Consider the following 12596-nt stretch of genomic DNA (forward strand, 5'->3'; position numbering starts at 1 on the left):
TCGTTTTAATTGTCCACTTCTCAATCTTTATTCTTTCCCATTGTACCCCTTTAAAACCCATAAGAATGTAATGATTTCCTGATTTGTTTTTTTTACAAATTTCATCGATTCCTCAGAAGTCTTATCTTCAAAAAACACACTTTCACTCTCTGGATAAAGTACTCCATTATTTTGTCCTTTCTGGTATAAAAACAAACTATCTCTTCCTACTTTTAACAATCCTTGTCTCAAAATAATTTTAAACAATCATAGCTAAAGCTATTAAGCACAAATAGTATACAAATTTACAATAAAATAGTATTCTTATAGTTTTAAGAATATCTATCACTCAGAAATAAACAAATCATTAGCAAGCATTTACATCAATATTTTTATTATTTTAAGTAACAGACATAAAATACCATAAGCTAAATAAATGATAAAACAGTATTCACTATTAATTATTTTTTGCAACTTTGGTGCAATTACATGAAAAATAAAAAGACTTTCTATTCAGTTATTATATTTCCATTATTAACATGGATATTGTTATTAGTGTTTCTTGCTAATCCAATAGTTGAAAGTTTTCATCATCTTATAATTTCACATTCTAACACTAATTCGATTTCTTCTCATACCGAGTTACATTCTTCTACTCCTAAGTGTGTTGTATGTAATTTTGTAATGAACAGAAAAGTCTTTTACTTTTTTTCTAATCCATTTACCACAGAGGCTACATTGAAGAGCATCGTGCATTTTACTCCATCTTTGGATGAGTCTATCTATGCATTTGACCTTCTTATTTTCCCATTAGCCAATAGTCCTCCTCTATCCTAAACATATTCTTTTGTAGAGGCAGATATGTCTTTCTTTTAACTGTTATAAAATTATGATATTCCTTTTTCCCTAGGGAATGAATAGGTGTAAAACATAAGTGTCTTACACCTAAAAACCTATATTCAAAATACCTTAAAACCTTAACCAAAAACCAAACTACTTATGTTGCAAGCAATTGATCTTACAAAAAAATATCATGACCATATCGCTTTAGACAGTTTAAACTTAACCGTAAATCAAGGAGACATTTTCTGTCTACTTGGTCAAAACGGAGCAGGAAAAACAACAACTATTAACCTGTTTTTAGGCTTTATAACTCCTTCTAAAGGCAAGGCGCTTATAAATAGTGTTGTAGTTCATCAAAATGATAAAACAACTAAAAAATCATTAGCATATATACCCGAAGTGGTAATGTTGTATAGTAATTTGACCAGTATTGAAAACTTAGATTTTTTTAGCAGACTTGCTGGTTTCAAATATTCTAAAGCTGAATTAGAACATTTTCTTACATCTGTAGGTTTACCAACAGCTACTTTTTATAAACGTTTAGGATATTACTCTAAAGGAATGCGTCAAAAAGTTGGAATAGCCATTGCTATTGCCAAAAATGCTGATGTTTTATTAATGGATGAACCTACATCCGGTTTGGATCCAATAGCCATAAATGAATTTACAGAATTAGTAAAAAAATTAGGCCGACAAGGGAAAACTATTCTCATTGCAACCCATGATCTTTTAAACGCAGTAACTATAGGAAACAGAATAGGGATAATGCGTCGAGGCAGCTTGATACACGAATTGTCTGATGCCAAAATTAATGCAAACGAGCTACAAAAATTATACTTAAAAACTCTATCATAACAATAGTATGTGGTCTATTATAGCAAAAAAAGAAATCAAACAACTTATTAGCAGACAGTATTTTATACTATTGAGTATCATTACTTGGTGTACGATAAGCATTTCTGTTTTTAATGGATTTAAAAATTACCAAAATATAAAACAACAGCAAGAGGATGCCCAAAAGTTATTTCAAAACGAATTATCTGAAAAAGATCGTGATCCACACTCTGCTGCTCATTTTGGGACTTATATATTCAAACCATTTACCTCTTTAAGTCTTTACGATCCTGGAGTTAATAACTATAGTGGCACTACATACAGAGTAGAAGCTCATAAACAATCAGAAATGAATTTTTCTAACATTCCTGATACTACTACAATTATGCGTTTTGGGGAACTTCCTGTTAGTACTGTTTTTCAATTATTAATTCCCTTATTAATTATTTTTATTTCTTTCTCTTCTATTTCAAAAGAAAGGGAAACCGGGACCTTAAAAATTCTTTTTTCTCAAGGTTTACATCATCGCTCTTTAGTATGGGGAAAAATTTTTGGTAATTACTTTATTATTACACTAATTACTTTACCTGTTTTTATATGTATTCTAATTACAGGAGTATCTAGCACTGAACTATTCATTAAAGCTATATCATTTTGTATAGCATATAGTATCTATTTTTTTATAATCACCAGTATTTGCGTGCTTATTTCTTATCAAACTAAAACTTCTAGAAACTCCTTACTATCACTTCTTTGTATTTGGATTTTATTGTGTGTCATTTTTCCAAAACTTGTTGCTAGCATTGCTGAAACAAAATACCCTCTTATCTCTTATCATAAATTTAATAAGCAAATTGATCATGATTTTTCTTTTGGGGTACATGAAGATGGTACATACAATGAGCGAAGAAAAAAAACAGAAACTAAACTACTTGCTCAATACAATGTAGATAGTATTTCTCATTTACCTATTAATATAGATGGTGCATTATTACAAGCTTCAGAGGATTATAATAGTAAGATCCATCACCTTCGATCTATTCCTATTTCACAACAAATGGAACGGCAAAAATCCATGTTCAAGATAGCCGCTTTCTTTACTCCTTATATTTCAATACATCAAGCATCTATGGCTTTTTCCGGAACCGATTTATATCATCATCAGGATTTTCATAAAAACGCCAAAATATATCGTGATGATTTTGTAAAAACATTAAATGCAGAACTTACCAAAATCCCAAAAAACAAAGAACATACTGTAAGTACTGAATTTTTAAAGAACATGAAAAAATTTAACTATGAGCAACCCTTGATCAGGTTTGTATTCGGTAAACAATATCTAGTATTTATCTCTTTCTTTTATTGGTTGGCGCTACTAATATTTCTAATTGAAATTAGTATTAAAAAGAACAATATTCTATAAAACATGAAGACTATTTTTTTATTTGAATGGAAAAAATTGATCCGAACACCTTTCAATATTTTACTTCTACTATTCTATATCAGTTTAGGAATCTATAGTATTCACTATGGAAATAGTGTCACAAAAAAACAGATGCTAGCTATTCATGATTTAGAAAATTTATACGAAGAACAAGTTAAAACCACTATTGGCTATTTTAATGCAGATACTACTATTACTGAAAATAAGACTTCATATCATAAAGCTATCCAACCAATTTGGATAGAACATCTAGTTAAGCCTGTTGCTACATTTCGTCCGAATTCTTTTTCATCAATGGCTATTGGTTATAGGGATGTACTTCCTTTTTACAAAGAAATTTCTACAACAGATAACTCTCTACATATCTATCAAACGGATATTTCAAATCCAGAAATATTAGCCGCAGGTAATTTTGATTTATCCTTTGTAATTATCTACTTGATTCCTTTACTAATAATAGTTTTCTGCCATAATATAATTTCTGAGGAAAAAGAACAAGGAACATATACTATACTTAAACTACAAAGTAATCATCTTCGAAAAGTACTCTCATACAAATTACTATTTAGGTTCCTACTTATTATAATACTTACTTGTATTCTAAATACAATTGCTATCTATAGTGCTCCATCATCTACTCCTGTAGCTATTCTGGATTTTCTATGTTGGCAATTTGTAGCGATATGCTATTTATTTTTTTGGTTTGTTATTTGTTATGTACTGATCTCATTTCAGAAAAACTCTGTAGTCACGTCTTTATATATGACGGGAACATGGCTATTATTAAGCATTATTATCCCTTCACTTTTCATTTTTTATATTGACGTTTTGTATCCTATTGGGATAAAAGCCGATATGGCATCTGAAAAACGAAAGATCAAAGAAAGTGTTTGGAATCTTGAACCTAAAGTGCTCATTAAAAAATTTCGCGATCATCATCCAGAATATGGATTAGAAAATCCCAATGATACTTTAAAATATAGTGCGAAACATTTTGTTGCCTATTATGAAGAACTCGAAAATCAACTTGCACCTATAGCCAAAATTCACAAAGACAAGGCTAATAAACGGAAAAAATTAATATCTAGACTTTCAGAATTTGTACCCACTTTAAAAGTTCAAAAAACATTAAATCAAATTGGCAGTACTGATTTTAAGAGTTATACATACGTTGAAGAGTCTACATTTTCTTTTCAGGAAAAATGGAAAAAATTTATTTATCATTTCATCTTCAATGATAAACACGTACAGGTAAAAGACTACTTAACAATGCCTAAATACGCTTTAGGTAATTTACAAAAACCATATAAAGAAATTTTAATAAGTGTAGTAGAACTCATCCTACTCACTCTCATTTTAATCTTCTTACAAAGATACTTAACACTCAAACCTAACAAACATTTAAAATTTAAAAAATGAACAAGTTCAGTTTAATTCTTCTATTAATCATAGTAAACTCTGTAAATGTCTGGGGACAAGTACCAAAACAAAAAGAGGATTTAGAAAAAGAAAAAAAAATCAATGTACTGCCAGATGTAATCATCACCGAAAATAAACGGAAGGTAAAAAATGACACGACCTCTTCTACCTTAAAAATAGGCGTGCCGTTAATAGAAATTCCTCAAAATATTATTAGTGTATCTGCTGCTCTTTTAAAAGAGCAAGGAGCATTTGTTTTAAAAGACGCTGCTCGTAATGCAAGTGGTGTATATTTTGGTCTAAATAATGATGTCTTTGATGGCGCAGGTAATTTATACTTAAGAGGTTTTACTCAAAACGGGATTTTCAGAAATGGCCTTCCTAGCGGAAATTTTAGAGGATCTCAAGACGATGAAGCTGTAATAGATCGAATAGAATTTATTAAAGGCCCCGCAGGTTTTTTAGGTTCTAAAGGTGAAGCTGGCGGGAAAATTAATATCGTCACAAAAACACCCGGGAATTCTAGGATTATAAATGCAACCTTAACCGGAGGTAGTTATAATTTTTATAGAGCAGCAGTCGATCTAGGTTCTATTGTGAAAGAAAAAGGGTTTTCTTATCGTTTTAACGCTGCGTATAATTATCAACAATATTTTGTAGATATCATGAAGATGCACAAATTTATTATCGCACCGGTTATACAGTACAATTTTAGTAAACGCACTTCTATTTTAGCAGAATATGTCCTAAATAATCAAAATGCTATTGCCGGATCCACTTTTACCAAATTTTTTCCTACAGATAAATTATTAACCGACGATAGAAGGGCTAATTATCTGGCAGACCCTGGATTACCAAACTCTACTTCTAAAGCGCAAAATGCACGACTGGTACTTAATCATGAATTTAATGATAACTGGAAGATGACACACCAATCTTCATATTCTAAAACACCCGCAGATACCTGGTCTTTCTTATCTGAAGAAACATACAATGCTGTAGGTTTTGATGAAAATGGAAGAACAAATAGGTTAGCATGGAATTCTTTTACAAATAGTGAAACATTATCGACTCAGTTTTTTGTGAACGGAAAATTTAAAATCGGAAAAAAAATAAAACATCACGTGTTAGTCGGAACTGAGTATGCTAGATCAAAAGATTCTACATATCAGAGTTTTGGTCTTAAATCATTTTTATTTGATATCAATAATCTACAATATGGTCTAGACAGAAACGAACTTTTGGATCAAGAAGCATTTTTAATTTACAAGTCCGACAATAATTTTTTAGCAGCATATCTCTATAATAATATAAAAATTGGCAAAAGATTGATTGTAGATTTTGGAGGGCAATATACGTATAACGAAAACAAAACTATTTTCAATACAGAGGCTGCGACTACCTTTGATCAAAAAGCGTTCACCCCAAGAGTTGGTATAACCTATATGATAGACAAAAACACATCTGTCTTTGCACTGTATGATGAAAGTTTTGTTCCCAAAAACGGCCAGGATAAGCAAGGTAATCTATTTAAGCCAATACGCGGACAGGATAAAGAAATAGGAATTAAAAGAAACTGGTTTAATGGATTGTTATCTACTTCGGTAACTGCTTTCAATATTTCTAGAAACAATATGACTACTCAAGATCCTACTGATCCATTATTCAGCGTACAACTAGGGCAAGTTGTAAACAAAGGTATTGAAGTTGATGTTATAGGAAATATTACCAAAAATATATCTATATCTGCAAATTATGCATATACCAAAGGAACAATAACTAAGGACACAAATCCTGCTATTGTAGGGCAACTTTCTTCTTTCTCTCCTAGAGAACTTATCAATAGTTGGGTGCGCTATACATTTCCTGCAAATGTATTCCCTGGTTTTAGTTTAAGTCTTGGGAATACTTCTATCGTAAAAAGAGCAACAAATACTGTAGATGCTTTTCTTCCAGATTATTCCAAATTTGATGGATCTATTGCATATACGAGAGGGAAATTCACGACTAGATTACTACTAGACAACCTTACCAATAAACGATATATTCTAACAGGAGATATATATGAAGGTAATGCATATTATACAGAAGGAGCTCCTTTTAATTTCAAAATTTCGTTAAGTGTTAAGTTATAGAGAAATGTTGTTAATTAAAATGCAACTAAGTTGCGTTTTAATTAATTCTTGCTTATTTTTAAATGTTGCAACAAAATGGGATAAGCCAACCCCATTTTTATTAGGCATAATTTAAAATTAAAAACATGAAAAATTCAAAAAGCAAATTAACATTAGATGAGTTACAAGTAGAGAGTTTTGTAACCAGTATCAGCTCTGAAGTATCAAAACATATTGCTGGAGGTGTTTTAGCACACCCTACCCACACAGGCGCAACAGATCGTCATGCAGGATGTACTTGTGCAAATCGAGTACAAGGTCCAGCCTTTGATTTATAAAATTTTATGCGGGTTATTGTTATATTTAGCCCGCATATTTTTTTGCTTCTACAAAATTCTGTTCCATAAAATATTTTAGCTGTTGTATAAATTTTTGCTGTAGTATTTCTTCATTATTTGTTTCTAACTTCCTTTTTAGTAACTCTATTACATTATAAAGCGTTCTTGGCCTTTTCAAAATATCGAGTAAAAATGCACTTGATTGACTAATAGGGAATTCGTAAACGTGATGTCTACCTAATCTTAATAGCACATTATAATCACCTTTATTATCATATTGGTTTTCTAAACAAGCCTTTTTATCTGATTGTGCCCATTGCCATTCACAGTTTACTATCTTAACATGTCTACTTATCTGAAATTTATATTCATGAAATATGCTAAAATCCTGACTCTCAAATTTGGACAATTGTTCTCTAAAAAAATCTCTTTTATGTTCTCTATATATATTATAATTGACATTGATATGCATATCAATGATTATACTTTCTAGTTTAAAAATATCCATAGCCATCCTCTTTTTTTCTTCATCCAAAACTTTGATCAACCCTAAAATCTTTCTAGAGAAACCTCGACTATTAAATCCATTATACCCACTTTCATAAACTTTGTCTACACAAATACCATTATTTTCTAAAAACCAAATAGTACGTTCTAAATATTTCTCATAAATACTCTTTTTAAAACTTGCCAAAGTAATTTTGCTTTCAGGTGGTAATTGTTTTTTTGATTTAATTTTTGGCAGCAGTATAGAATCTATATTTTCATTTAATAGTTGTAAAAACAAATGTCCTATCCCTGAGGTACCAACTAGCAAAGCAGGATCTGATTTATTTGAGTACCATCCTGATCCATAAAAACTGTTACTCTCTCTATAGTCAATTGCTTTTTTCGCTAAGTTTTTAGCTTCTTTCATAAATGATTCCTCTTTTAGAACTCGAGAGGTAGTGAGTAATAACTCTATCCATGAACCCAAACCTGTACTCAATGTATAATTGGGTATATCCTTCTCTTTTTCTATATCAGAAATTGTATTAGACACTGCCCTTATTGCAGAAATTTTATGTCTTTTCTTTTTAAGGATTGTATACGCATTACACCTTGAAAGTCCTATTCCTGAATTACCATGTGCCCAGGCATTCATACTTTTTTCATTTTCTAAATAGTACGATAGCCCCTGTTCTAAAGCTAAGTCTTTTATTTCGGGATTATCAGAAACTCGCATATCTACCCAGGAAGCTAAAGATACGCTGTAGTACTCATCTTCAAACGCAAAAGCTTTTTCTGCGACCCATTTTAATTCTGAATAATCTAAAGCCTCTCCTACTTCTAATAAAACATGTGCAATACCACATGTACCATGGGACATTCCTATTAAACTATCTATGGTACCACTAACATAACCCCATTTGAGTCCGTATTTTGAGATACGGGCATTCCTTATTAATCTTTCTACAAGTACTCGAATAACACTTTCCTGTTCAGGGTCTTGGGTATACGTATACAGTAAAGTTATTACAAAAAGATTTCCGGCATTTCCGCTTAACAGATCATCCAATTCAACCTTATCAATGATTCCGTTTTTAAGACTCAAAAACAAGGCATTAGCTGTTTCTAAATCTGAAGGATTTCCTGAAACCTCATACAGTTTAATCAAAGTATAGATAACTCCAATTGTTCCTGTATAAAAAGTATAATATTTAATGGGCAATGTTTCTATATGAGAAACTGTCCAGGCAATACTTTTTTTTGCTATTTGTAAGTATTCTTCATTGTTAGTATACTTATATAAGGAAATAAAGAATAAGGAAATTCCTGAAACTCCATTATAAATTTCTTCATTAACCTGATTATAAAAATCTCCATAAGGTTCTTTATGTAGTGTTTCCCAAAACAATCCATTTTCGTCTTCTTTTGAAGCTTTAATCAATTCTTCTGCAATCCATAAGACCTCATCATGTATACATTTTTCTATTTCATTCATCTATATTATTATTCTCTAAACATTTATACAATAAATACACAAGGAAAGCTTCGTCTGTATTTATAATTCCCAGACGGTTATGCGTCATATGCATAAAACTAGTTGCGATACTTGACTCTATAGATAAGTTGAGTTGTTTATTACTATATCTCTTACCTACATCCTTATTTTCTAAATAATATGTATTTAACACAATATCTTCAGGAGCACTGGTTTTAATATCTTTTAAGAATGTACAAACAGCAAATACCATTTGTTGTTTATATATATCAAATTTTTTGGAAAATTCTGAAAGAAAAAATTGTTGCTGTTCTTCTTCTGGTTTTGAAATATCATATAAAGAAGGAAGCCATTCCTGAATAAAAAACTTACAGGTTTTTTTCATATCTTCATCACTGAAACCCATACTTACGAAGGAAATCAAATGCATTTTTATTGCTAAAAAAAAAGCTGTGTTATCTTTCCAGTTTTTAGAATATTGCAGTAAACTCTTCAAGGCAACTTCAGAACAGGACTCAAATTGTAATTCTGCTGCACTAATTACCTCCATACCTCCATACCTATCTACTTCAGGAGTATACTCAACAAGTCGAATACCGCTATTTGGACATCCTTTGTCTGTTACTAAACTATTTTCTTCAAAATAGTATGCTTCTCTTTCCTCTTGCAGTCTCTTTTTCCATTTTCTTTCAACATTTTTTTTTACCAATAATCTTAATCGTATATGTGGCCCATCTTCGTAATATCTTATAAAAAAATATCTCAACAACTCTTTTTCAAGCTTCATTTTTTCTAAAAAAGGTTGAACAAACTCAATAAGAAATTCATTTGCTGATTTCTCATGAAACAGATATGCAGAAATCCATATGTGCTGATCTACGTTTACCATGTCTTATTTAAAATACCATTGCACCAAAAGTTCATTAACCGGTTGTTCTTTTAATATTTCTGTATCGGGAGACATCTCTTCAAAATAAATATATTCCTTAGCTCTTTTAAGTAGTTTATTCCATAATACTATTAGTAACGGAGTATCAAATCGAATATATTGTGGTTTATAATCATCTGCTGCTCCTTCTCCTTTTGTAGCTGAATTTGCACGCAGATATAAAAAAATCTGATTCGGAAGATTATGTTTTTGCCTCCAATGGTTAATGCTTAAAAAATAATCCGCATCACTTTGTTGTTCTCCTTTTTGAGGGATAGATGTTGTAAGTACCGACCATCTTCTTCTTTTTAGAATGATCTGTTTGTTATATACTAATCTGGGGAAATAATAAATTTCACGTTTGGGAGATCGTTCCTTATCATCAAATAATAATTCTTGAACAGCCCTTTGTATAGGTCTAAAACTTACTGATTGATCTGGAGAAAAACATGCTAGAAGCTGGTACAATTTTGATCGATGATCCAAAGACTGGAGGCATAAATCAAATGGTAAAATTCGTTTTCCGCTAATAGAATGTTTTAAACATACTTCTTCACTATTTTTATCATAATAAACCAGAATATCTTTTACTGCAATTTGAGAATCCATCGGTAAACTGGTATGCCCATCCGGGATTTTAATTTCATAATCTAACAAAGGTGGATGAGAATTTGCGTTAAAATAAGAGCCGTCACTTAACTCCATAAACAAAACACCTTTAGAGTTTTGTATATTAAACATTTTCAAATCTCCAGAAACTTCTGGGTCAAAAAGGTGTAAGAATCGACCAACAGCTCTTCCCAAACCCTGAGAAACACTATTTATTACTGCTTGAAAATTGCCTTTATTATGAAACACTTGTGTAAACATTGCTCGAGAAACCAGAGTCGTTTTTCTATGTGTTTTCCATTGTTTTAACATGGTATAGATCATTTCTTGATCTATACATATTTCTGTATCAGCTTCATTAATTGCCGGTTTTATAATCTGTTTAAAATCTTCAATCCATTTGCGATACGTATCATTATAATTTTCTTGATGTTTATCAAGGTATTCATCGCTTTCTTTATGATCCTGTTGTGGTTTTTTTATATGCGTATAATAAAGTTCATAAAAATCCAGGAGATTTGTTTCTGAATTTTCACCATATTGATTTAAATAAAAAGACTTTATTCTATTTCTTTCCTCTTGAAAACTATCTAAAGGCTGCAATAATTTGATAAGGCAGTTTACATCTTCTATGATTTTTGTAAGCAGAACCTTACTCACTTTTCCTCTATTTTCAATAAAACTATCTTCATATATTAGTTTTTCTGTAGTAAGAGATGGAAGTATATATGGATGTTTTCTAAATTTTTCTGTATCAAATATTTTCTTATACTGTTCCTTATAGTCTTTATAGTCTTTTTTGAAAATATTCATGCTTTCTAAAAAAAACTCAAATAGCACATTAAATTCCTGAAACATTTCCTCTAGAATTATACTCCTCTTGTTCGTATTAGAACTCGCATACATTTCACAACAAGTACTTTGTTTTTCTAAAACTGATATTGTTTTTTTCAGAGCATGTGAAGGGCTATCAATTTTTCTAAGAAAGCTTAATAATTTCAAACTCCAATCCGGATCTATTCCTGAAGTTTGAAAATCAAACTCTAAAAGACCAATTTCAATAAGTTTCAATATATACTCCTTAATTTGGCGGGAATTCCCTTCTATAGATTCTTGTAGCTTTTCTATAAACTCATGCATTCGTATAGAACCGCTTTCTTTTACAGTCTGCAACAGTAATTTTATGCTACCTGTATTCGCAATACTTTGAAAGGATTCTAGATTGTGAAAATTAATAAGAAAAGATATTTTCTTATCCTTTTCATGAATAGTTGGATTGAGCTGAAGGTATAACTGTTCGTTAATTTCTGGATCTAAAACAAGTAACCTTTTTAAATAATCAAATATATCATTATTCAGTCTTATTTTACTACATACCTCTCCCCTTGCAAGTGTATATACGTCTTCTTTTTCGACTAAATCACATAGTCCTAAATGTGTAAACGTACTAAAAGGAGAAGTCTTAAAATACATTCTGGTCATGTACCTTAATAAACTATATTCTAATCTTGCTTCTTTTTTTCCATAGGACGACATTTCCTTTTTAAGAAATGTATCTAATTGGGTATAAAAAACTTTACTCGATAATCTAACTCCTTTTTGAAAAAGCTCATTTCTTGATAATTCTCGAATTATAGTCCGATATGTTATACTATTTCTTTGATAGTTATTTTGCCATTCTAGAAGCAGCTCCTCTTTCTTATGTTTTACAGAAATATATGCTTCAAATTCTTTTTTGTTTTTTGTACTTAATAGCTTCAGAAGTTTATCTCTATCATGAAGACTAATATTTCTAAAATTGTAAATATCTCTTTTTATATTTATAAAAAACTGTTTTTCGGTAGATGTATGTGCATCTTTTACTGCGGTATGTAGATAATTACAAATCTTATCTCTTAAGATGTCACCCTCTACTCTTAAGGTATTCATTTCTCTTACGACACTATCTACTTCATCACATTTAAGGTGCTCAAATTCCGAATGATGCCCAGAAGCATATCGTATAAAAGAATATGGGAAAATTTCAAATTCCTCTAAATTATCTGTATTATTTTCTTTCATAATTATTTAAAATATCTTAGGGCTATGCTTATATTTTTTAGTT

At 30.6% G+C, this 12596-nt stretch carries 10 protein-coding genes; 6 read left to right on the forward strand and 4 right to left on the reverse strand.

Annotated features, from left to right (window positions below; genetic code table 11):
- Positions 1 to 27: 27 nt before the first annotated feature.
- Complete coding sequence (locus tag ATE84_RS22825; protein WP_101450133.1) at positions 28 to 231, reverse strand: hypothetical protein; 204 nt, start codon at positions 229 to 231, stop codon at positions 28 to 30.
- 237 nt (positions 232 to 468) lie between these two features.
- On the opposite strand from ATE84_RS22825, the gene ATE84_RS25925 reads away from it, so the two are divergent.
- From ATE84_RS25925 to ATE84_RS22850, 6 genes are all read left to right on the forward strand, one after another.
- On the forward strand, positions 469 to 816 hold the full coding sequence (locus ATE84_RS25925; protein ID WP_143273692.1) for a hypothetical protein: 348 nt from the start codon (positions 469 to 471) through the stop codon (positions 814 to 816).
- Between the two features lie 162 nt (positions 817 to 978).
- Complete coding sequence (locus ATE84_RS22830) at positions 979 to 1677, forward strand: ABC transporter ATP-binding protein (RefSeq protein ID WP_101450134.1); 699 nt, start codon at positions 979 to 981, stop codon at positions 1675 to 1677.
- 7 nt (positions 1678 to 1684) lie between these two features.
- On the forward strand, positions 1685 to 3079 hold the full coding sequence (locus tag ATE84_RS22835; protein WP_101450135.1) for an ABC transporter permease subunit: 1395 nt from the start codon (positions 1685 to 1687) through the stop codon (positions 3077 to 3079).
- A gap of 3 nt (positions 3080 to 3082) precedes the next feature.
- On the forward strand, positions 3083 to 4519 hold the full coding sequence (locus ATE84_RS22840) for a DUF3526 domain-containing protein (RefSeq protein WP_101450136.1): 1437 nt from the start codon (positions 3083 to 3085) through the stop codon (positions 4517 to 4519).
- The gene (locus tag ATE84_RS22845; RefSeq protein ID WP_101450137.1) at positions 4516 to 6654 is read left to right on the forward strand and encodes a TonB-dependent siderophore receptor; all 2139 of its coding nucleotides are present in this window, start codon (positions 4516 to 4518) and stop codon (positions 6652 to 6654) included. Before ATE84_RS22840 ends, ATE84_RS22845 begins: the two co-directional genes overlap by 4 nt.
- A 125-nt stretch (positions 6655 to 6779) precedes the next feature.
- On the forward strand, positions 6780 to 6971 hold the full coding sequence (locus ATE84_RS22850; RefSeq protein WP_101450138.1) for a pinensin family lanthipeptide: 192 nt from the start codon (positions 6780 to 6782) through the stop codon (positions 6969 to 6971).
- A 25-nt stretch (positions 6972 to 6996) separates the two neighbouring features.
- On the opposite strand, the gene ATE84_RS22855 is transcribed toward ATE84_RS22850, so the two are convergent.
- From ATE84_RS22855 to ATE84_RS22865, 3 genes are read right to left on the reverse strand one after another with little or no spacing between them, the layout of a single operon-like run.
- Positions 6997 to 8955: a lanthionine synthetase LanC family protein gene (locus tag ATE84_RS22855; protein WP_101450139.1), complete on the reverse strand. Its 1959-nt coding sequence runs from the start codon at positions 8953 to 8955 to the stop codon at positions 6997 to 6999.
- Positions 8948 to 9844 carry a thiopeptide-type bacteriocin biosynthesis protein gene (locus ATE84_RS22860; RefSeq protein ID WP_101450140.1) on the reverse strand — a complete coding sequence of 299 codons (897 nt, stop codon included), beginning with the start codon at positions 9842 to 9844 and terminating at the stop codon, positions 8948 to 8950. The genes ATE84_RS22855 and ATE84_RS22860 overlap by 8 nt, the downstream gene beginning before the upstream one ends.
- Before the next feature lie 3 nt (positions 9845 to 9847).
- Positions 9848 to 12553, reverse strand: coding sequence for a lantibiotic dehydratase (locus ATE84_RS22865; protein ID WP_101450141.1), 2706 nt, complete (start codon positions 12551 to 12553; stop codon positions 9848 to 9850).
- Positions 12554 to 12596: the final 43 nt, after the last annotated feature.

The organism is Aquimarina sp. MAR_2010_214 (assembly GCF_002846555.1).
GTDB lineage: Bacteria > Bacteroidota > Bacteroidia > Flavobacteriales > Flavobacteriaceae > Aquimarina.

Bases quoted from the DNA above. Each gene is read 5' to 3' on its own strand.
- ATE84_RS25925 (WP_143273692.1), top strand. From the start codon at position 469: ATGAAAAATAAAAAGACTTTCTATTCAGTTATTATATTTCCATTATTA.
- ATE84_RS22845 (WP_101450137.1), top strand. From the start codon at position 4,516: ATGAACAAGTTCAGTTTAATTCTTCTATTAATCATAGTAAACTCTGTA.
- ATE84_RS22855 (WP_101450139.1), bottom strand. From the start codon at position 8,955: ATGAATGAAATAGAAAAATGTATACATGATGAGGTCTTATGGATTGCA.
- ATE84_RS22840 (WP_101450136.1), top strand. From the start codon at position 3,083: ATGAAGACTATTTTTTTATTTGAATGGAAAAAATTGATCCGAACACCT.
- ATE84_RS22860 (WP_101450140.1), bottom strand. From the start codon at position 9,844: ATGGTAAACGTAGATCAGCACATATGGATTTCTGCATATCTGTTTCAT.
- ATE84_RS22835 (WP_101450135.1), top strand. From the start codon at position 1,685: ATGTGGTCTATTATAGCAAAAAAAGAAATCAAACAACTTATTAGCAGA.
- ATE84_RS22850 (WP_101450138.1), top strand. From the start codon at position 6,780: ATGAAAAATTCAAAAAGCAAATTAACATTAGATGAGTTACAAGTAGAG.
- ATE84_RS22830 (WP_101450134.1), top strand. From the start codon at position 979: ATGTTGCAAGCAATTGATCTTACAAAAAAATATCATGACCATATCGCT.
- ATE84_RS22865 (WP_101450141.1), bottom strand. From the start codon at position 12,553: ATGAAAGAAAATAATACAGATAATTTAGAGGAATTTGAAATTTTCCCA.